This window comes from Marinobacter sp., assembly GCF_040904845.1.
Lineage (GTDB): Bacteria > Pseudomonadota > Gammaproteobacteria > Pseudomonadales > Oleiphilaceae > Marinobacter.
This window is the reverse complement of record NZ_JBBDSR010000109.1, coordinates 130139-151264: the sequence shown is the minus strand read 5'-3', so window position 1 is coordinate 151264 and position 21126 is coordinate 130139. Positions and strand designations below refer to the sequence as shown.

At 59.6% G+C, this 21126-nt stretch carries 21 protein-coding genes and 1 other RNA gene; 13 read left to right on the top strand and 9 right to left on the bottom strand.

The window, feature by feature from the left end; genetic code table 11:
* Genes WD429_RS14465 through WD429_RS14445 form a run of 5 tightly spaced genes read right to left on the bottom strand, consistent with a single transcriptional unit; the run spans window position 1 to window position 5421 of the window.
* A complete protein-coding gene (locus tag WD429_RS14465; protein ID WP_368422888.1) occupies window positions 1-915 on the bottom strand; it encodes a DUF808 domain-containing protein in 915 nt (304 codons plus the stop codon).
* Window positions 916-963: 48 nt separating this feature from the next.
* Window positions 964-2199, bottom strand: a complete 1236-nt coding sequence (locus WD429_RS14460; protein WP_368422887.1) for an FAD-dependent monooxygenase — start codon at window positions 2197-2199, stop codon at window positions 964-966.
* Window positions 2192-3472, bottom strand: coding sequence for a 2-octaprenyl-6-methoxyphenyl hydroxylase (gene ubiH, locus WD429_RS14455; protein ID WP_368422886.1), 1281 nt, complete (start codon window positions 3470-3472; stop codon window positions 2192-2194). Before ubiH ends, WD429_RS14460 begins: the two co-directional genes overlap by 8 nt.
* 4 nt (window positions 3473-3476) lie before the next feature.
* Complete coding sequence (gene pepP, locus WD429_RS14450; protein ID WP_368422885.1) at window positions 3477-4796, bottom strand: Xaa-Pro aminopeptidase; 1320 nt, start codon at window positions 4794-4796, stop codon at window positions 3477-3479.
* Between the two features lie 25 nt (window positions 4797-4821).
* Window positions 4822-5421 carry a UPF0149 family protein gene (locus WD429_RS14445; protein WP_368422884.1) on the bottom strand — a complete coding sequence of 200 codons (600 nt, stop codon included), beginning with the start codon at window positions 5419-5421 and terminating at the stop codon, window positions 4822-4824.
* 139 nt (window positions 5422-5560) lie between these two features.
* Between WD429_RS14445 and WD429_RS14440 the strand changes: the two genes are divergently transcribed.
* Window positions 5561-6151: a DUF2796 domain-containing protein gene (locus WD429_RS14440; protein ID WP_368422883.1), complete on the top strand. Its 591-nt coding sequence runs from the start codon at window positions 5561-5563 to the stop codon at window positions 6149-6151.
* A 17-nt stretch (window positions 6152-6168) separates the two neighbouring features.
* Here the strand turns inward: WD429_RS14440 and WD429_RS14435 are convergent, their stop codons facing one another.
* Window positions 6169-6696 carry a DUF3299 domain-containing protein gene (locus tag WD429_RS14435; protein ID WP_368422882.1) on the bottom strand — a complete coding sequence of 176 codons (528 nt, stop codon included), beginning with the start codon at window positions 6694-6696 and terminating at the stop codon, window positions 6169-6171.
* Window positions 6697-6766: 70 nt separating this feature from the next.
* Between WD429_RS14435 and WD429_RS14430 the strand changes: the two genes are divergently transcribed.
* The 6 genes from WD429_RS14430 (at window position 6767) to WD429_RS14405 (ending at window position 10242) form a co-directional block, all read left to right on the top strand.
* The gene (locus tag WD429_RS14430) at window positions 6767-7480 is read left to right on the top strand and encodes an ABC transporter ATP-binding protein (protein ID WP_368422881.1); all 714 of its coding nucleotides are present in this window, start codon (window positions 6767-6769) and stop codon (window positions 7478-7480) included.
* Entirely contained in the window at window positions 7477-8751 is a 1275-nt protein-coding gene (locus WD429_RS14425) for an ABC transporter permease (RefSeq protein ID WP_368422880.1), read from the top strand. Before WD429_RS14430 ends, WD429_RS14425 begins: the two co-directional genes overlap by 4 nt.
* Before the next feature lie 102 nt (window positions 8752-8853).
* Window positions 8854-9060: a TIGR02449 family protein gene (locus WD429_RS14420; RefSeq protein WP_368422879.1), complete on the top strand. Its 207-nt coding sequence runs from the start codon at window positions 8854-8856 to the stop codon at window positions 9058-9060.
* Complete coding sequence (locus WD429_RS14415; protein WP_368422878.1) at window positions 9060-9359, top strand: cell division protein ZapA; 300 nt, start codon at window positions 9060-9062, stop codon at window positions 9357-9359. The genes WD429_RS14420 and WD429_RS14415 overlap by 1 nt, the downstream gene beginning before the upstream one ends.
* Before the next feature lie 66 nt (window positions 9360-9425).
* A non-coding RNA gene (ssrS, locus tag WD429_RS14410) (6S RNA) lies at window positions 9426-9605 on the top strand.
* 4 nt (window positions 9606-9609) lie between these two features.
* Window positions 9610-10242, top strand: coding sequence for a 5-formyltetrahydrofolate cyclo-ligase (locus WD429_RS14405; protein WP_368422877.1), 633 nt, complete (start codon window positions 9610-9612; stop codon window positions 10240-10242).
* Window positions 10243-10620: 378 nt separating this feature from the next.
* On the opposite strand, the gene ilvA is transcribed toward WD429_RS14405, so the two are convergent.
* The gene (gene ilvA / locus WD429_RS14400; RefSeq protein WP_368422876.1) at window positions 10621-12159 is read right to left on the bottom strand and encodes a threonine ammonia-lyase, biosynthetic; all 1539 of its coding nucleotides are present in this window, start codon (window positions 12157-12159) and stop codon (window positions 10621-10623) included.
* Window positions 12160-12299: 140 nt separating this feature from the next.
* Between ilvA and rpiA the strand changes: the two genes are divergently transcribed.
* The 3 genes from rpiA to ppa all read left to right on the top strand — a co-directional run bounded on the left by rpiA (window position 12300) and on the right by ppa (window position 14911).
* The gene (rpiA, locus tag WD429_RS14395) at window positions 12300-12980 is read left to right on the top strand and encodes a ribose-5-phosphate isomerase RpiA (protein WP_368422875.1); all 681 of its coding nucleotides are present in this window, start codon (window positions 12300-12302) and stop codon (window positions 12978-12980) included.
* Window positions 12981-13116: 136 nt separating this feature from the next.
* A complete protein-coding gene (locus WD429_RS14390) occupies window positions 13117-14256 on the top strand; it encodes an acyl-CoA dehydrogenase family protein (RefSeq protein WP_368422874.1) in 1140 nt (379 codons plus the stop codon).
* A 127-nt stretch (window positions 14257-14383) separates the two neighbouring features.
* Window positions 14384-14911, top strand: a complete 528-nt coding sequence (ppa, locus tag WD429_RS14385; RefSeq protein ID WP_368422873.1) for an inorganic diphosphatase — start codon at window positions 14384-14386, stop codon at window positions 14909-14911.
* An 89-nt stretch (window positions 14912-15000) separates the two neighbouring features.
* Here ppa and WD429_RS14380 read toward each other — a convergent pair whose 3' ends face one another.
* Together WD429_RS14380 and WD429_RS14375 are read right to left on the bottom strand one after the other, a co-directional pair.
* Window positions 15001-16053 (bottom strand): DUF2333 family protein, encoded by a 1053-nt coding sequence (locus WD429_RS14380; protein ID WP_368422872.1) that lies wholly within the window; start codon window positions 16051-16053, stop codon window positions 15001-15003.
* Window positions 16054-16056: 3 nt separating this feature from the next.
* Window positions 16057-18057: an EAL domain-containing protein gene (locus tag WD429_RS14375; RefSeq protein WP_368422959.1), complete on the bottom strand. Its 2001-nt coding sequence runs from the start codon at window positions 18055-18057 to the stop codon at window positions 16057-16059.
* A 227-nt stretch (window positions 18058-18284) separates the two neighbouring features.
* On the opposite strand from WD429_RS14375, the gene WD429_RS14370 reads away from it, so the two are divergent.
* From WD429_RS14370 to accB, 3 genes are all read left to right on the top strand, one after another.
* Window positions 18285-19898: a diguanylate cyclase gene (locus tag WD429_RS14370; RefSeq protein ID WP_368422871.1), complete on the top strand. Its 1614-nt coding sequence runs from the start codon at window positions 18285-18287 to the stop codon at window positions 19896-19898.
* A 276-nt stretch (window positions 19899-20174) separates the two neighbouring features.
* Window positions 20175-20615 (top strand): type II 3-dehydroquinate dehydratase, encoded by a 441-nt coding sequence (aroQ, locus tag WD429_RS14365; protein WP_368422870.1) that lies wholly within the window; start codon window positions 20175-20177, stop codon window positions 20613-20615.
* Between the two features lie 27 nt (window positions 20616-20642).
* Entirely contained in the window at window positions 20643-21110 is a 468-nt protein-coding gene (gene accB / locus WD429_RS14360) for an acetyl-CoA carboxylase biotin carboxyl carrier protein (RefSeq protein ID WP_368422869.1), read from the top strand.
* Window positions 21111-21126: the final 16 nt, after the last annotated feature.

The following is a 21126-nucleotide window of genomic DNA, read 5'->3' as shown; positions in this document are numbered from 1 at the left end:
TCAGGCGGACCGTGCCTGCCACCATTTCAGTAGCGGCGTGATAATGGCCACCAGTACGCCTCCTGCCAGAACCCCGAACAGGCCGTCCGCGAAGGTCGGAAGCACCGCCCCGGCCCCACCGCCGACACCTTCGGCGACGTGATGAATGGCTTCATACACCGGCGGCAGTCCGTGGGTCAGAATGCCGCCGCCGACCAGAAACATAGCAATCGTGCCCAGCACCGAGAGGGTTTTCATCATCAACGGTGCCAATCGGAGAATACTGTTGCCCACCGCGCGGACTAAAGCGCTGTCCTTGCGACTGAGATACAGGCCACCGTCATCCAGTTTCACAATACCCGCCACCAGGCCATAAACTCCCACCGTAATCATCACTGCCACCACCGTCAGCACCATGAACTGCATACCAAACGTTTGCGTGCTTACGGTACCCAGGGTGATTGCGATGATTTCCCCTGACAGGATAAAGTCGGTGCGGATGGCCCCCTTGATCTTGTCTTTTTCCACCGATTTCAGGTCCACATCGGGATTTTTCAGGGCGTCATGAAGCTCGGCCTTGTGGGCCTCGTCTTCCTGGCTGTGAAAGAACTTGTGAACCAATTTCTCGAAGCCTTCAAAGCAGAGAAAGGCACCGCCAAGCATCAGCAGGGGCGTCACCAGCCAGGGTACAAAGAAACTGATGGCCAGGGCAGCCGGGACCAGGATGGCCTTGTTGATCATCGAGCCCTTGGCAACCGCCCACACCACGGGCAGCTCCCGCGCCGGTTTTACACCGGTGACCTGCTGCGCGTTCAGTGCAAGGTCATCACCGAGCACGCCGGCAGTTTTCTTGGTGGCGGTTTTGGTCATCAGGGCGACGTCGTCCAGCACGGTGGCGATGTCGTCGATCAGTATAAGTAGGCTACTTCCAGCCATGACATGTTCCTATGTCGGTTGTTACGACGCTATGGTCTTTTCCGCGTTTCAGGCATCCAGCCCCATCGCCTCGGCAGCGATCCGGTTTTTCACCGGGCCGAGCTGGTTTAGCCAGCGCATGCCGGTGTTGCGCAACCAGCGCAGAGGTAACTCATCGCGGGCAAAAAGCTGCTTGAAACCTTCCATGGCGGCCATCATGGTGAGATTGTCCGCCTTGCGCCGGCGCTGATAGCGAGCCAGTACCAGCTCATCGGCGGCACTGAGCCCGGTCTTTCTGGCGCGAGACAGCTCGTCCAGCAACGCCCGCACATCGCCGTAGCCCAGGTTCGCACCCTGCCCTGCCAGCGGGTGGATGGTATGGGCGGCATCCCCCACCAGGGCAAATCCGGGGGCAATGTAATTCTTGGCGTGGCGCTGGCGCAGGGGGAACGCAAAGCGGCGGGAAACAGACTCGACAGCGCCAAGCTCACGCTCAATCGCCCGTTCCAGCTCGCGCGCGAAGGCAGTGTCATCCAACGCCATCAGCCGGCGGGCTTCTTCGGTATCCTGAGACCAGACAATCGAGCAGAAATGTTCATCGCCGTTCTCTGCCAGCAAGGGCAGGAACGCCAGCGGCCCGGTGGGCGAGAACCTCTGCCACGCGGTGAACCGATGGCTCTGGGTGGTTCTGACCGTGCATACGATGGCCTGCTGTTCATAATCCCATTCGCGGGTGGGCAAACCCACCCACTGACGTAATCGTGAATGAGCGCCGTCAGCGGCCACCACCAGATCCGCTGCCAGAGCGGTGCCGTCTGCCAGATCGACACCATGTTGCCCCCCGGACCGGCTGTCACCCTGCCGCCAGCCGCTCACGTTTACCCCATCAATCAGCTCGACAGCGCTCTCCGCCAGCGCAGCAAACAATCCCCGCACGATGTGCCGGTTTTCCATGATGGTCCCCAGGGACCGTGCCTGCAGTTCCGCCGCGTCAAACTGGATACGGCCCGTGCCGTCGCCGTCCCACACGGTCATGGTCTGGTAGGGACAATAACGACCAGCCGTGATGGCCGGCCAGGCACCCAGATCTTCCAGCAAACGTTGACTGGCCACGGAAATGGCGCTGACACGGGGTTCAAACTTTTCCACACAATCCGCCGGTGCGGGCGCTGCCAGCAACGCCTGTCTCTCGCTGCCCTCGACCAGGCCAACGTGCCAGCCCTGCCGCGACAAACCCAACGCAAGGGCGGAACCCACCATGCCACCCCCAACCACCAGGATATCGAACGTCCGCGGCTCACTCATGGTTCGTGGGCTCCCTGTTGGCACCAACCGGGTGATCAATCACCGCGCGGCGGCCGCCGATGCCCATGGCCTTGCGGGCAAACCAGCGTTTGGCCCCCGGCAGCAGATCCAGCCCGACCAGGCCGGCATCCCGGGCCGCCGCCAGCGGTGGCAGGGATTCGCCAAAGAGCCGGATCAGTGAGTCGGAGAACTGCACGGTTTGCTGCCAGTCCTGCTGGTGTAGAGTTTGGTAGCGGCTCAGGACGCCCAGATCTCCGATGGGAACCCCCTGCGCCACCGCCAGCCGGAACTGTTCCACCAGCGTCATCAACCCGCGCAGCGCCAGGTTAAAGCCCTGCCCGGCGACCGGATGCAGGGCGTGAGCGGCGTTGCCCACCAGGGCAACACCCGGCCGGACCGGTTCATCCACGGTGGTCAGTTTCAACGGGTAAGAGTTGCAGGCACCGATGCGGGTAAACCGCCCCAGACGCCAGCCGAAGCGATCCTGCAAACGCCGGCATTTGTCGTCATCAGACAGGGACAGGACCTCGTCAAGCGCCTCGTCTGACAAAGTCCAGACCAAGGCAGACTGATGACCCGCACGAGAGGCTGAGCCATGTGGCAAAAGCGCCATAGGGCCCGCGTCGGTGAAGCGTTCGAAGGCGGAAAAGCGGTGACTCTCAGCCGTGGATACGTTGGCGATCAGGGCATTCTGGCCGTAATCGTGAGTGCGAGCCTGGAAGCCCAGGGTTTCCCGCAGGCCGGAGCGACCGCCATCGGCCACTACCAGGCACTGCGCCGTCAGCTCGCGGGTCTCTTCGCCGGATTTGATCAACACCCTCACGCCCTCAGGCAGCGGCATCATATCCACCACCTCAGCGGGCGCTTGCCACTGCACGTTGGTATCCAACAACTCCCGCATCAGGCACAGGCCCATCCAGCGGTTATCCGCGACATAGCCCAGCGCAGGCTGACGGTGCTCAGCGGCATGCAGCCGGGTCGCGCCGAAGCGGCCTCGGTCGGACACGTGGATGTGTTCGATCGGGGTGGCGTGCCGGGACAACCGCGACCATAACCCCAGTTCTTCGAAGATCAGCCGGGACCCCCAGGCCAGCGCCGTGGAGCGGGCATCGTAACTGGGCTGATAACTGTCTGGCAGCGCGTCCGGAGACAACGGAAAAGCCTCCACCACGGTCACCCGCAAAGACGGCACTACTTTGGCCAGCGCCAATGCCAGGGTGGCACCCGCAAGACCGCCGCCAGCGATGATCAGATCGGTATCGGGTCGGGTCACCGGGTCAGCCTGCCATCAACGCTTCAATCTCGGCAATGGTCTTGGGCACCGAGTCCGTCAGCACACGGCAGCCATCTCTGGTGACCACCACGTCGTCTTCAATGCGGATACCAATGCCGCGCCATTTTTTGTCCACATCGGTGTTGTCGGGCGCAATGTACAGCCCAGGCTCCACCGTCAGTGCCATGCCCGGTTCCAGCTGACGCCAGGCTTCACCCACCTTGTAGTCGCCCACATCGTGCACATCCAGGCCCAGCCAATGGCCGGTGCGGTGCATGAAAAACGGCTTGAACGCTTCGCTGGCGATGGCGTCATCCAGCGTGCCCGCTATCAGTCCCAGGTCAATCAGCCCCTGAGTCAGCACCCGCAGTGCCGCTTCGTGGGGGTGGTTCCAGTGGTTACCGGGGCGCACCGCGTCAATGGCGGCATACTGGGCCGACAGCACCACTTCATAAAGGGCCGCCTGCTCGGCACTGAAGCGGCCATTGACCGGGAAGGTGCGGGTGATGTCGGAGGCATAGCATTCCAGCTCACAGCCGGCATCAATCAGCACCAGATCGCCGTCTTTCAGCGGTGCGCGGTTTTCGATGTAGTGCAGGATGCAGCCGTTGGCACCGGAACCCACGATGGACGGATACGCCGTGGAGCGGGCTCCGTGGGCCATGAAGGTGTGGATCAGCTCCGCCTCCAGGTTGTATTCGTGGCCACCCTGGCGCGCGCGTTTCATGGCGCGGCAATGGGCTTGGGAACTGATCTCGCCGGCTTTCGCCATCACCTTGATTTCACTGGCGCTCTTGTACAGCCGCAGATCATGGAGCAGATGCTCGAGGGCAACGAATTCTCCCGGAGGATGGGCACCGGCGCGCACCTTGCTGCGGATGACCTTGACCCAGTCCATCACCTTGGCATCGAAGTTCTGATCTTTGCCCAGCGGGTAATAGACCCGGCTGCGGCCCTCGATCATGCCCGGCAGGATGTCGTCGATGTCCGCTATGGGGAAGGCATCGTCCAGCCCGAACTGTTCGATGGCACCGTCCGGACCCGCCAGGAAACCATCCCACAGCTCTTTCTCGGGGTTGCGCTCCTTGCAGAACAGTACCGATTCGCCATGTTCCCGCCCGGGAATCAGCGCCAGCACTGCTTCCGGCTCACCAAACCCGGACAGGTACTGAAAATCACTGTCCTGGCGGAATGGGTGCAGTACATCCCGGTTACGAACGCATTCCGGGGCGGCCGGTATGATGGCAATGCTGTCCGGAGCCATCCGCTCCATCAGCCTGCGACGGCGATCGGCAAATTCTTTAACGGGTATCATTGACGGCATAATCTCTCCCGCAGGCAGTACCTGCTCAATGCAGTGTCGGAGTATCCGGGGCCGGCTTTTCTGGCGGGTTGAATTCGGTGAACACCGCCAGCGCGCCCAGGCGCACGTATTCCACAATTTCCATCAACTGCTGCTCGCTCTCATCGTCCGGCTCGTCATCCTCGGAGACCTGGCTGATGGCCACCATATCTTCAATCAGCTCGCGGATTTCATCCGGAGCCTCACCCAGGGACGAACCGGCGGACAGCGCCATACCTTCGAGGAAACCGCGCACCCAGGACGTCAGGGCTTCCAGCCGCTGGTCGATGGCGTAGTCATCATCCGGCAGCAGCGGGTGAAAGCTCATGTCGGCTGCTTTCAGCAGCGCCAGGGTCTGGTCGTAGGCGGCCTGCATGAACTCCTTGAGTTCCGCGGATTCATCAGCGGCGGCATCCGGCAGCCCCATGTGTTCACACACCATGGCAAGCCATGCTGGTTCTTCGATACGGGCACCGGCGGCAAGCCGCCCACACAGAATCCCGTGCAGCTCGGAGGGATGGCTGAAAGCTTTGTGGACGGTAAAGACATTGGCCCAGCGCTCAAAGGCAGCGGCTCGGGCAGCACCGGTAGTGTCGGTTTCTGACATGTAGTGAAGCGATCCTGTATGACTGGATTGAGTGGACTATCGTAGCATTGAGGGGCACTGAAGGCACTCGCCCTCTTGATTCCCGGGCCAATCTGATTAAATATGTTATAACATATCAAAACAACCGGAAGTCAGTCACATGAACCACACATCAAACCACGGCTATCCTTACCTCACCGCCGGCTTGTTCCTGACGTCGGCCATTCTGGCTGGTACCGCAGTGGCGTCCGACAACCCCGGGGCCCATCGTCATGGTCATGGCCAGCTTCAGGTCGCGGTTGAGGGTGGGCGTGTTGACCTGGTATTCACATCGCCTGCCTACAACCTGGCAGGCTTTGAGCGAGACGCCAGGACCCCCGAAGAGGAGGCGCAGCTCGAGGACCTTGCGGACTGGCTCGGCACGCAACCGCTGGTCGATACCGACCCCGCCTCCTGCACGGTTGTGGCTGCTCAGGTCCACCATTCGGGTTCCGCCAACGCAGAGCAACATCACGATCACGGCCATGACAGCGACGACCATCACGACGGGGAAGCGGAAAATCACCGGGAGTACGAGGTTTCACAGCAACTTGAATGCGGTGAACTGGCGAACGGCCAGAACCTCAATGCCACCATCATGGGGGAATATCCCGACATTGAAGCGCTGTCCGTCCAATGGGTGACCGAAACCGGGCAAGGCAGCACACGGCTGGAACAAGATGGCAATTCCGGCTTCAGCCTGAACGACTAGAGCCGGCGGTCACCGACTTACTCCTCGTAGCGCGCCACCTTGCTGGCCACCATGGAGTACGAGGAATCGGCGACGTCATTTTCAGTGCGTTCCACGACCAGCTCGCCCTCGATCCAGACCGGGTCGTACAGGGCTTCCAGTGTAAAGCCCTCTTCGTACTTCACATGAATGATCTGGTTGGGTGGCGGTGGTGGCACGTGAATGCAGGCTCCGTAATACGGCACCAGGAAGAACTCGAGAATCCGCATGTCCTCGGTGGTTTTCAGTGGCACCACGAAGCCCGGAATCTTTCCGGACACACCATCCATGCCGGGCACCACACGGCCCGTCATGATTTCATCGGGGAGCGTGGGCGGACCATCTCCCTCGTGTTCAATCTCTGGCATACTCTCGAGCAGATTCAGGTCCTCTTCCGGCATGAGTTCCAGCCAGTCAATTTCCCGGTCTGCCGCGCTGGCGATATTCAGCACGCTGCCGAGCACCAGCACCAGTGCGCCCCGGGCAAACGGGAATCGACGACCGGAAGTAGAGAAAACTGTCAACATCGCCAGAAACATAACGCAACCTGCCTGTGAATTTGTGGGCAAATCATACACCGAATGAGCGCACGCGCACATGACGTCCCAGACACCCGTACACACCGATAGTTCCACGCCGAGGGCACTGGCGGTTCACACGCACAACCTGTCTTATCGGTGGCCTGGCAGCGATGCCACGCTGAGCTTTCCTGACCTTTCGCTGAGTGCGGGGGACCACCTGTTCATCAAGGGGGCCAGTGGCAGCGGCAAAAGTACGCTACTGAGCCTGCTGGGCGGCATGCTGAAACCAACATCCGGCCAGGTTTCACTGTTGGGTCAGGATCTTGGCCCCCTGACCAACGGGCAACGGGACCGCTTTCGCGCTGACCACATGGGGGTCATTTTCCAGCAGTTTAACCTGGTGCCCTACCTCTCCACTGTGGCGAACGTCACCCTGCCCTGCCGGCTGTCGGCCAAGCGTCAGCGCCTGGCGAGACCCGGAGCCCGGGACGAAGCCATGGCCCTGCTGGAGGATCTGGCGATTCCGCAAAGCCACTGGCACCGCCGGGTCAACCGCCTGAGCGTAGGCCAGCAGCAGCGTGTGGCCGCAGCCCGGGCACTGATTGGCCAGCCGGAGCTGATCCTCGCCGACGAGCCCACGTCGGCACTGGATGCGGACAACCGGGACCGCTTTATCGAGGTGCTGTTGACATTAGCCCGGCGCTGCGGGTCCTCGGTGATATTCGTCAGCCACGACCAAAGCCTGGCGGCCCGCTTTAACCAGGAAATCATTCTGGAGGCCAGCTCATGAAAATCCGCCTCGCGCTGTCGCTGGCCGCAGCCAGCCTCTGGCACCGCCGCCGGGTGCTGGCCTTGGTGACGCTCACGCTGACCCTGAGCGTCACCCTGTTACTGGGGGTGCAGTATCTTCGCACCGAGATAAAGCAGTCATTCACCAACACCATTTCCGGCACCGATCTCATCGTGGGTGCTCGCAGCGGGCAACTGAACCTGCTGCTGTACACCGTTTTCCACATTGGTGACGCCACCAACAACATTCGCTGGTCGACCTATCAGAGCCTGACAGACGACAGCCGCATTGACTGGGTGGTGCCGCTGTCATTGGGCGACAGCTATCGCGGCCACCGGGTGGTGGGTACTGACGCAGGCTTCCTGGAGCATTTCCGGTTTGGCCGGGGGCAGGCCCTGGAACTGCAACAGGGCGAGTGGTTTGACGATGTCTTTGATGTGGTACTCGGGGCAGACGTTGCCCGCCAACACCAGCACACCCGGGGCGATGAACTGATCCTGTCCCATGGCGGCGGCCGCACCAGCTTTTCCAACCACGAGGACACGCCCTTCACCTTAACCGGGGTTCTTGCTCCGACGGGCACACCGGTGGATCAGGCCGTCTACATCAGCCTGGCAGGCATGGAAGCAATGCACATCGGGTGGGAATCCGGTGTCGCCATCCCCGGACGTACCGTCACCCGGGAGCAGGCACAGGAACGAGACCTGACGCCCAACTCTGTAACAGCGGCGCTGGTCGGCATTGAGCGCAAAGTGCTGACGTTCCAGGTCCAGCGCCAGATCAACGAATCGTCGGCGGAGCCGCTGTCAGCGGTGTTGCCGGGGGTGGCGCTGAGTGAGCTGTGGCGGATCATGGGGCAGTTTGAGCGGGCGCTGCTGGGCATTACCGGGTTTGTGGTGGTCACCAGCCTGATCGGACTGATGGCGGTACTGCTTACCCTGCAGGCTCAGCGCAGTCGCGAAATCGCCATTCTTCGCGCGACCGGCGCGTCTCCGGCCCTGATTGCGGTCCTGCAGGTGATTGAGTGTGTCGCCCTGGCCATTCTCGCCTGCCTGCTGGCGCTGGTCCTCAGCACCGCAGGCCTGGCCCTGCTCAGCCCATGGCTGCTGCAACACTACGGCATTCAGATCAGCCTGCGCGCCCTGACCGGGCAGGAATGGGCCATCCTCGCCAGTGTTCCACTCACCGCCGGCCTGGTGGGATTGCTTCCGGCCTTGCAGGCATGGCGGCAGGGGCGACACCAGGGCCTCAGTCATGGTACCGGTGAGTGATCGTCGTCACGCATCTGGGGCCATGACAACCCTGTAAATTGACCGGATTGCAGTCCACACTTATAGTTATCCGCATCGATAACAACAGGCGTTGACGCAATCATGGAACAGTCCGAACTACAGGTATTGGCGGACAAGCTGGACAAGCTCATCGAACGCTGCCGCAAACTGGAGCGCGATAACGCCGCGCTCAGGGAACTGCAGGATGACTGGAACCGGGAGCGAGCACAGCTAATGCACAAAAACGATCTCGCGAAAAACAAGATCGAAGCCATGATCGGCCGCCTTCGGGCCCTGGAGCACCACTGATGGCCAAACAGCAGCCCACCACCGTGGAAGTGAAAATACTTGATAAGGAATACCTGGTCGCCTGCCCCGAGGAGGCCCGGGATGCGCTGATGCATTCTGCACGACACCTGGACAGCAAAATGCGGGAGATCCGTGCCAGTGGCAAAGTGTTCGGAACCGAGCGCATCGCCGTGATGGCGGCCCTCAACATCACCCACGACCTGCTCGAGCAGGACACCATGTCCGACGCCGCCAGCGCCATTCTGGACGCCATGGACAGCAAACTGGACGGTGCCCTCGGCGACACCTCCCAGCATTAGCCCGGTTACATTCAGACAGAATTCAGGTGTTGCAATCCGCCCCGCACCTACCCGTATAATGTAAATGACTTCCTGGGCTGTTTGCTGGTCGGATTCGTCCTCGAGCCGATGCGCATTACCCAGGTGGCTACTCTAGGACATTGTGAGCACGTCCCCCACGGGGGAAAGCCTAATATGTCACAGCGGCCACCGACCTTGAACTTTGGGTTCAAGGGCCACATCCGATAACGGCAGCCCGGGAAGCTTTATTTTGAGCCAGCCTATCGCACCCCAACCGTTCGAACCCCACTTTGACGACCTGTCACGCAGCCAGTTGCGCAAACGCCTCCGCCAACAACGTCGGGCCCTGAGCTTTGAGCAGCAGCAACAGGCCGCGGAACACCTTGCTCTGAACCTGCTGAAGAACCCGGACCTGCACCGTGCACGGCACGTTGCCCTGTATCTGCCTAACGATGGCGAAATTGACCCACAGGTCTATCTGGATACCGCCAGGCAGAGGGGCGTCCATTTTTATCTGCCTGTCCTGCACCCCATCCTCCCTGGCCGGCTGGTTTTCAGCCCTTACCTGGACGGCACGGAACTGACCGCCAATCGGTTTGGCATACCGGAGCCGGCGTTCAGCAAAGGGCCAGGTCGCCCGGTGTGGGCTCTGGATGCGGTGTTATTTCCGCTGGTGGGATTCGATGAGTACGGCGGTCGGCTGGGGATGGGGGGCGGTTTCTATGACCGGACATTTGCGTTCACAAAACGTCAACCACGGCTGGCACCCAAGCTGATTGGGTTGGCACACGATTGCCAGAAAGTGAAAGCGTTACCGGTAGAGCCCTGGGATGTGCCTTTGCACAGTGTTGTTACGGATCGACGTTGCTATCGCTTCGGTTAACGGTTTTCGCCACGAATAACGGGCACGACCCGAGCGTCAGCCTGAGAAGCCTCTGAAACCGTTCTCAAACCGGAATCCCGACTGTCGTCAGAGGCCTGAAACGAGGTAAAGCCTGTAATCACAAGGCCAACCGCGAAAATGAGTACAACGGCCGGAAGGATATCAGGCTTGCGTTCCATGGTGCGTTTCTCCAACTCCGAGAAGGGTAAATACTTGACAAATCAGTGAGCTATTATTGTTTTTTAACAATTGGACGAAAGACTAACACGCATCTGAGATTTTACAATTTTTGACAGGTTAAAATTTTGTAAGGCAAGAAATTGCCTGACCATGGTGGTGTCGCCCCGGGGTGTGGGTGGGACCTCCTGACTTTGGCTCTTAGCCCTTGCCATTGCCATTTCCGGCACCGAGGAACAACTGGTAGGCCTCGTCATCGGTCATGTTTTCATAGCGGAAACCGACCTTGTCCAGCATCGCTTCAAAATCGGCCACATCCTCATCGTCCACCTGAGCCCCCAGCAGAACACGGCTGTAGGCCGCGCCGTGGTTGCGGTAGTGGAACATGGAGATGTTCCAGCGGGTGCCCAGTGACATCAGGAATTTTAGCAACGCACCCGGGCGCTCCGGGAACTCAAACTGGAACACTTTCTCATTGGAAATCGACGGCGCATGACCACCCACCATGTGGCGAACATGCTGTTTGGCGAACTCGCTGTCGGTCAGATCCACCACGGCGTAGCCGGATTCCCGCAGATCTTGAACCAGCTCGTCGCGGCCGAGGCCACCCGCCTGAATCTGGATGCCGACAAAAATGGTCGCGCTCTTGCTGTCAGCGTACCGGTAGTTGAACTCGGTGATACTGCGCTTGTGCAGGGCATTGATAAACGTTTTGAACGCTCCCGGCTTTTCCGGAATGGTGACCGCCAGGATGGCCTCGCGCTTTTCGCCGATTTCGGTGCGTTCGGAGATGTAGCGCAGACGGTCGAAATTCATGTTGGCACCACTGAGGGTGGCCGCCAGGTTTTCACCTTCGATCTGCTCACGCTCGATGTACTTCTTCACACCGGCCACACCAAGGGCACCCGCCGGTTCAGCGATAGAACGGGTGTCCTCGAAGATATCCTTGATGGCAGCGCAAATTTCATCGGTCGAGACGGTGATGACCTCATCCACGTAATCCTTGCAGATTTCCCAGGGGTATTCGCCGATCTGCTTTACCGCAACGCCGTCAGCAAAGATCCCTACTTCATCCAGAATCACCCGCTCGCCAGCCTTGAGCGCTGCCTGCAGGCAGTTGGAATCTTCCGGCTCAACCCCGATAACCTTGATTTCCGGGCGCAAATACTTGATGTAGGCCGCCATGCCGGCGATCAGGCCACCACCGCCCACGCAAATGAACACCGCGTGCAGCGGCTTGGTGAACTGCCACATCAGCTCCATGGCGACTGTCCCCTGGCCGGCGATCACGTCGGGGTCATCGAAGGGGGGAATGTAGGTATAGCCGTGCTTCTGGATCAGCTCCTGGGCATGGGCGGCCGCTTCATCAAACGCGTCGCCTCTGAGCACCACCTTGGCACCGTGATCCCGCACTGATCGCACTTTGATCTCCGGTGTCGTCTGCGGCATGACGATGACCGCCTTGATACCCAGGTTCTTCGCCGCCAACGCCACACCCTGAGCGTGGTTACCGGCTGACGCACAGATAACCCCCTTTGCCTTCTGCTCCTCCGAGAGCTGGGCAATCCGGTTATACGCACCGCGAATCTTGAATGAAAATACCGGCTGAAGATCCTCACGCTTGAGATAAATGTGGTTATTGAAGCGTTTGGAGAGGCTGTGGGCCTCGGTCAGCGGCGTCTCGATGGCCACATCGTAGACACGGGCGTCGAGGATTTTCTTGATGTAGCGGTGCGGCATGAGTCCGTCCGAAAAGGTTAAGGGGCGCGTTGGAAAAACCCACAGTGTAGAAACATTGACGGCCTTTCGTCTATAAGCAGGCGCACCGGAAAGGCTATAATGACGACTAACCTGTTCACTTCCCCCAACCGGAGCTTTCCATGACCCAGGACGAACTGAAAAAAGCCGTTGCCAAGGCTGCACTGGATTACATTGCGCCCCACCTTGACCGCAACAGCATCGTCGGCGTGGGCACCGGCAGTACCGCCAACTTTTTCATCGACCTGCTCGGGGAAATCCGCAACGAGTTCAACGGGGCCGTGGCCAGCTCCGACGCCACCGCCGAACGCCTGAAAAGCCATGGCATCCCGGTGTACGACCTCAACAGCGTGGACGAAATCGAGTTCTATGTGGATGGTGCCGATGAAACCAACGAACACCTGGAGCTGATCAAGGGCGGCGGCGGTGCGCTGACCCGCGAAAAAATTGTGGCGGCGGTGGCCAAAACCTTTATCTGCATCGCTGACGATTCGAAACGGGTGGGCATTCTCGGTGACTTCCCGCTGCCGGTCGAGGTCATCCCCATGGCGCGCAGCCACGTTGGTCGCGAAATTGTCCGCCTGGGCGGTGATCCGGTGTACCGCGATGGTTTCACCACAGACAACGGCAACATCATTCTGGACATCCACAATCTGGATATTTCCCGTCCAATCCAGGTGGAAGAAAAGCTCAACCAGATTGTCGGTGCCGTCACCAACGGGCTGTTCGCCCACCGGCCCGCGGACCTGTTGTTGCTGGGCACCAAGGATGGCGTGAAAAGCCTGTCGCGCCAGGGTCGCTGAGCCCTGGTCACAGGAATTCAGGCCGATCAGGCCACCCTGCGGGCATGACACCCGGAACGGTGACCAAGCGCTTGCTTGGTATTTGAGATTGCGAGACACTGCCGCCACGTTTCCGATGTGAAAGGAAGGTTTTGCTGTGTCCAACTATTTTAATGACATACATGATCAGGCGCGCCTGAGTGCTCGCAAGTTCGTGGCCACCCACGTTCTGCCCTACATCGACGACTGGGAAGAAGCCGGTGAATTCCCCCGCGACCTTTATCGCGAGGCCGGTGACGCCGGCCTGCTTGGTGTCGGGTTTCCCGAGGCTCTGGGCGGCAGCGGCGAAGGGGATATTTTCCTGAAAGTTGTGGTCTCCGAAGAGCTGATGCGTTCAACCTCCGGCGGCCTTGTCGCCAGCCTTGGCTCCCTCGACATCGGTCTTCCGCCAGTGGCCAAGTGGGCCAGGCCGGAGATTCGCGATCAGATCGTACCGCCCGTTCTTCGCGGCGAAAAAATTGCCGCGCTGGCCATTACCGAGCCCGGCGGTGGCTCCGATGTTGCCAATCTCCGCACCCGCGCCGTCCGTGAGGGCGACCATTACATCGTCAATGGCAGCAAAACCTTTATCACCAGCGGGCTGCGGGCGGATCATTTCACCGTCGCTGTGCGCACCGGCGGAGAGGGGCATGGCGGTATCAGCCTGCTGCTGATTGATCGTGACATGCCAGGATTTGCCACCGGCAAGAAGCTGCGCAAAATGGGCTGGTGGGCCAGCGATACCGCCGAACTGTTTTTTGAAGACTGTCGCGTGCCGGCCGACCGATTGATCGGTGCCGAGAACGCCGGCTTCATTGCCATTATGAGCAACTTCCTCGCGGAACGGTTAATGCTGGCGATCATGGCGTACATGACGGCGGAGATTGCGCTGGAGGCGTCCATGGCCTACGCCAACGAGCGCCTGGCCTTTGGCCGCAACATCGCTGGCTTCCAGGTCACCCGTCACAAACTGGTGGACATGGCCACCCAGGTCGATGTGGCACGGGAGTATACCTATCGTTGCGCGGCGCTGATGCAGGCGGGCAAAAACCCCATCAAGCAGGTGGCCATGGCCAAGAACTTCGCCGTGGATGTGTGCGAAAAAGTCACGCGCGAGGCGGTGCAGATCCATGGCGGCATGGGATTCATGCGGGAATCGGTCGTCGAGCGGCTGTACCGGGACGCCAAGATTCTGTCCATTGGCGGCGGCACCACGGAGATCATGAAAGAGCTGATTGCCAAGCAGATCAAATTGTAGTGCCGAGGTCTACCAAGGTTTAGTTTCGAACTGCACGAGACTTCCGTATAATTGCGCCCACTTTTTAACCGCAGTTAAACGTACTCTTAAACGCATTCTCAGAACGCACCGTCAGAAAGGATCGCTCATGCAATTCGACAACATCCCGTCAGGTAAGAATCCGCCGGAAGACATCTACGTCGCCATCGAAATCCCAGCCAACAGCTCTCCGGTCAAATACGAACTGGATAAAGACATGGGCGCGCTGCTGGTTGATCGCTTCATGGCCACCCCCATGTTTTACCCAGCCAACTACGGCTTCATCCCCCACACCCTGGCGGATGACGGCGACCCGATCGATGTATTGGTGGTTACCCCCTACCCGGTCGAGGCTGGCTCCGTGATTCGCTGCCGCCCGGTGGGCGTGCTGAACATGGAAGACGAAGCCGGCGGCGACGCCAAGCTGGTCGCAGTACCCCACGACAAGCTGACCACGGCCTATCAGAACGTGAAAGATGTGGAAGATCTGCCGCAACTGCTCCGCGACCAGATCCGCCATTTCTTCGAGAACTACAAGACTCTGGAACCCGGCAAGTGGGTAAAAGTTCAGGGTTGGGGCAATGTCGACGAAGCCAAACAGGCGATTGTGGATTCCGTGAAGGCTTACAAAGGCTGATCACACCACACCCCATGAAAAAACCGGGCGTTCATGCCCGGTTTTTTTTATGCCTGATACCCAGATACTCGCCCAGGACAGCACGCCTGTCAGCCCCGAGACAACAGGTCTCTCATGTCACTGATGGCAGCGCTGGCCCGTGACAAATAAGCCGCCATGGTCAGCGAATGGTTCGCCAGCACGCCAAAACCACTGCCATTAAGGATCACCGGGCTCCACATGACCCCCTGAGCGCCTTCCAGCTCAATGATGATCTGTTTCACGCTGGCCATCGCGTTCTTGTCGGTCAGCACTTTGCGGAAGTCCACTTCAATCGCCTTGAAAATATGCAGCAGCGCCCAGGAACTGCCCCGGGCCTCATAGAACACGTTATCAATATCCATCCATGCCGTTTTGACTTCCTCGCGGGCAGCCTCTTCCATCAATGGGTCGTCGGAGTTGATGGAAGAGACAGCGTCCGAGACCGACGCCTTACCCACACTCTCGCCCAGCGTCCGCGACAGACTACCCAGGCGAGTCTCAAGATCCGCCAGCCAGTTGCTCAGATTGTCCGCACGGGCAAAGAACTGGGCGGAAGGCTGGCCAGCGCGGGAGAGCCGGTCGAGATAGCGGTTGAGAGCATTGATCCCTTGGCGATACTCCGCTTCCGTGGAAGGAATAGCCCAGCTGCCGCTGTCAAAATGAAACTGCGGCTCTGCCACAATCAGATCCGGGTCTTCTGCCGACTGGCTTTGAGAACGGCTGATATCCTTACGCATCGCCCGCGACAGATCCCGCAGTTGCACCAGTACGCCATACTCCCAATTCGGCATGTTATCCATCCACAGCCCCGGCGGAAAAATATCGTTGGAAATGTAGCCCCCCGGCTTGTCCAGCAGCGTTTCCGCGACCCGGATCATGGTCACGGTGGTGGCAAAGCCGGCAACCGGCTCCCGGTCCATGGCAGTAGCGACACTGCGGGTGTGCTCACGAACCGAATAAGGCTCAGGCTCACTACTCCAGTACATTCCCAGAACCACCGCCACCAGCAGGCACACGATCAGCACGATCAGGATGAGTTTGCCAACAACGGCACCGCCACCGGAGTAATCCTGCACGTCGTCTTTGCGATCCCTGAAATATTGTCTGATTCTGCCTGGCATCGGTTAGTCAACTCCCTGGTCGTTATCTTGGTCTGCCCGGAACGGACGCCCTAGATGGTAGCCCATTGCACCATCCACCCCCAACTTATGCAGTACGCCGTACTCCGCAGCGGTTTCCACGCCCGTCGCGAACACCTTCACGCCACGACTGTGCGCTATGGCCACCACGGACTCGAGATAAAAGCGGTTTTCCTCATGGGTGTCGATATTGTGGATAAAGCTGTTGTCGATACGAAGACCCTGGAATCTCAGATTTCTCAGATAACTGAAAGGCACACCACCAACGCCAAATCTATCGACCAGTACGGCCACCTGCAGCCGATTCAGGGCGCGCACCAGAAGCCCAACAGCGGTGCGATGATGATGCACGGTTTGCTCCGAGATACCGACCCACAAACGTTCGCGCACGTCCACTGCCGATTCAAGCTGCCGGAGCAATTCAACACGGAACACCTCACTGGCGACCGACGATGCGCTCAGCGTCAGCGCCAGGCGTCCCCCTGGCTTGCGTCTCATCAATTCGAGGGCCTGGCGTAACACCAGCCGATCTATTTCCTCAATCAGCCCCAGGCGTTCAGCAATGGGCACGAAAGCACCGGCTTTGAGTTCGCCTTCGTCGGAGACAATCCGCGAGAACACCTGGTGATACACCAGTTGGCCGTTGCCATTGAACACCATCGGCTGCAGCCACAACGACACCCGGTCCTGCTGAATCGCCTGGCTGATAATCTTGCGCCAGGTTTCACGGCTGTGATGCCCGTCGCGCTCGGGGTCTGCGGCGTGGCAAGCGGTATGGGGCAGGCTCTGGGCCTGCCGCAACGCTTCATCGGCCGCCGCCATCAACTCACGCGCTTTGCGATCCGCCAGTGCCTGAGCGAGCCCGGCATGCACCATCACCTCCACCGGCGCAGCCAGATCGGAATAGATGCCGTCCAGCTCTTCAACCAGCTGATGACACCAGATGGTGCCATCCGCCTGGGTCACACCGGGCAGGAAGACGGCAAACTCAGCCCCGGTGCGACGGCCGGCAAAGGCGTCTGTGTGTGACCGCACAAACAGGCCAATGGCAGCGGCCACTCTCAACAACAGGCGATCCGCTTCGCTGCGGCCATACGTCTGATTGTAAAGCGAAAAGCTCTCAAGCTGGATCAGCAGTAACACGCCAGGTGCTGCTTTTTCTTCCGACTCCACTTCCACTTTCAGCCGTTGATCGAAAGCACTGCGGCTGGCCAGCCCCGTGACCGGGTCTTCGTTGCTCACCCTGCGCAGGTGCTGGATCAGCTTGGCCTGGCCCTCAAACAGCGCGGCCAGGTCGTCGGCCATCTGATTCAGCGCGCGGGTAACCTGGTTAAGATCCCGTGTCGAATTAATCGTGATGCGCTTGCGAAAATCCCGCTGGCCCAGCGCTTCCGCCTGTTTCTCCATGGCCTTGAGGGGGCTGAGCGTGCGGCGCACCACCCAGAACAACAGAAACAGACCAAGACCGCCGATCAGCAGTGTGCCACCGACCATCCCCAGGGCCACACGCCACAAATCCCGATAGGCTCGCCCGGGATGGCTGACCACCTCTACTGAGCCCAACCTGGACCAGCCTCTCACCACCTCCGCGCGACCGACCGGCAAGGGGAGATTGGTGACCGACACAAACCAGCCCGGCACATTGTCTGCAACATCCGCGGTTTGCCGGCCAGCGATCTGCCGCCCCTGATGATTCAGGTAGGTCACCGACAAATACCGGCCGCTGTCGAACACCGAGTCAATCAACGACGCCGCAGCCACGGGATCACGACCATCAATGGCATTGGAAAGCGACAGGCCAACGGCGGTTGCGCCATCGCGGGCATGACCCTCAAGCTGGTCTGACACATACCCCCGGAAACGATCAAAGCTTAAGACCAGGCTCGCCAGCAAAATCAGCAGCAACAGACTGCCGGTGTATACCAATAGCAGGGAGCGCAGAGAAATCACCCCCCGCTGCGAAAACGGCAGATTGCCAGGCTGCATCCGTGCCATCAGTGGCGGCCTCCAGGGCTCTTTCAGCCCTTTTCCAGATAGCTCTTGCGACGGGGTTGGTGTGGCCTGCCCCGCAGAGTTGACAAACATTTACATAGCGTCACCTACGCCGACAACATTAAACACTATAGACTCTGCTAAGGGACTAAGGTTGAAAAATCTGCCGGTTAACGGACTCAGGCGGAATATAACGAAGAAAAGAGGCAGGCCGGAGCACGATGAACGACGAAAGTCAGAAAGAGAAACTCAGACAGCACTTTGCGCGCCGTGTTACCACCCAGGCCCGGGTAGTGCTCGACACATGGCAAAAGATCCACGAGGAGGCCCAGCAACCAGCGGCTTTTCGCGACGACTTTGCCACCGCTGCCGACAAGCTGGTTCGCTACGCCCAGCGATTTGACATGGCCAGCCACGCCGAGGCCGGCAAGGCCATACTCGCGTGTGTCCAGCAATGGCCGCCGGGCAAGGGCCTGCCAGACAACCTGGACCAGCAACTGCAGGACGCCATTGAGCAGCTGTCCCGCAGCACCCTCCGGCGTACCGATCAGGACACGCCCGACGCGCCCCAGCAATTTCGGCGAACCCCGGTTTATATTGCCCTCGCCAGCGACGAAATGGCCAGTCGACTCATCCGCCAACTGGAGTTTTTCGGGTTTCGGGCATCCGCCTTTAGCACCGCCGAACAGCTGATTGAAGCCTGCGCCCTGCACAAACCAGAAACCATCCTGATGGATGTCAATTTTGGCCGCGAGACCAACGCGGGCATTGCCACCATAGAGCGCCTGCAGGAGCGCCACGACACACAAATTCCGGTCATCTTCATCAGCGATGAGGACGGTTCCATTGAGACCCGCTTGCGGGCCTCCCGCTGCGGCGGCGAAGAGTTTTTCTACCCGGCGGTTGATCCCGGACAACTGATCGAGAAAATCGAAAGCTACACCCACGGCAACACCGTCGAACCCTACAAGGTTCTGGTGCTGGACGATTCCCGTGCCCAGGCAAAGTTCATGGAAACGGTGCTTAAAAAGGCCGGCATGAACGCCCATATCATCACCGATCCGATGCAGATCATTCACGCCCTGGAAGCGTTTTCACCGGAGATCATCATCCTCGATATGTACATGCCCGGCTGCACAGGCATGGAAATAGCACGGGTCATCCGCCAGCAGGATCGCTTTCACAGCGTGCCGATTATTTACCTGTCAGCGGAAGAGGACGTCTCAAAACAATTACACGCCATGAGCCTGGGCGGTGACGACTTTCTTACCAAGCCGATCGATCCCAAGCACCTCATTGCCACCATTCATAACCGTGGCCGGCGAGCCCGATCCCTGCTGGCCCTGATGATCCGTGACAGCCTGACCGGGCTCTACAACCATACCCACACCCTGCACCTGCTGGATCAGGAAATCGTTCGCGCCGGACAGAAAGACCAATCGCTGTGCTTTGCGATGATTGACATTGACTACTTCAAAAAAGTGAACGATACCTTCGGCCACCCCATTGGTGACCGCGTCCTGCGCAGCCTGTCGATGTTCCTCAAACAGCGCCTGCGCAAAACCGATCATATCGGCCGGTACGGGGGCGAAGAATTCGCCATTATCCTGCCCGACACCCGGGAAAGCGACGCCCGCAACGTGCTCAACGAAATCCGCGAACGGTTTTCAGAGCTGCTGCAACCCGCCGGTGGTCGGGAGTTCAACGTGACGTTCAGCTGCGGCGTGGCAGCCTGGAGTGGCGACAGTTCCCAGGCGCTGTGTGAGCGCGCAGACCGCGCACTCTATGACTCCAAAGAACAGGGCCGTAACTGTGTCACAGCCGCAGGCGATTGAGCCCACACCTCCTCCTGCCCCGCCCATTTCCTACCCGCCTGGCCCATCGCTGGGTGGGCTTATGAAACCAACGTCTTATAGATGTCACCCCCCGCCTTTACGACAATGTCGTTAGCGCTCCCCACCCCCGACAGGGTTCGGCGGTGCTTTAGACCAATTGACGACATGGAACAATGTCTAAAATTGTTGATCTCAGGGTGAATAGCACGCACCATTATTGGAAAATGTCGCTATTTTCGGCGATCCTGTAGAAAACGGTAAGGCAGAGAAGCAATCATGTCGACAATTCTGGTCCTTCACGGCCCCAACCTGAACATGCTCGGGACCCGCGAGCCCGAGGTCTACGGTGACGAGACCCTGACCGACATTGACGAGCGACTGCACACCAACGCCGCCGAGAAAGGCCACCACTTGCTGCACCTGCAGTCGAATGCTGAATACGAGCTGATAGAGCGCATTCACGAGGCTCGTGGTGAAGGCGTCGATTACATCATCATCAACCCTGCGGCCTTCACTCACACCAGCGTGGCCCTGCGGGATGCCCTGCTGGCGTCAGGCATTCCGTTTATTGAAGTGCATCTCTCCAATGTGCATGCGCGGGAGGCGTTTCGCCATCATTCCTACTTTTCAGATATCGCCGAAGGCGTTATCTGCGGGTTGGGCAGCCAGGGCTACGACCTCGCCCTGATGGCTGCACTGCAACGAATTCACCGATAGATCAGACATAACGGGACCGGACATACTATGGATATTCGCAAAATCAAGAAACTGATCGAACTGCTGGAGGAATCCGACGTCGAGGAGCTGGAGATTCACGAGGGCGATGATTCCGTCCGCATCTCCCGCCGCCGTGAACAGGCTGCCGGACCCCAGTACATGGCTCATTACCCGTCACCGATGCCCGCACCGCAGGCCGCACCGGCAGCTGACAACCCCGGGACAGCCGCCAGCGAGAGCCCCGCACCGGCAGCACCGACCGGCCATACGCTCAACTCCCCGATGGTCGGCACCTTTTATCGCTCGCCATCGCCCACGGCGACGGCCTTCGTGGAAGTCGGTCAGAAAGTCAACGTCGGCGACGTTGTCTGCATCGTCGAAGCCATGAAGATGATGAACCAGATCGAAGCCGACAAAAGCGGCACCGTTACCGAGATCCTGGTTGAAAATGGCCAGCCGGTAGAGTTTGACCAGCCCCTGGTCGCCATTTCCTGAACTCGGTGATTCCCTA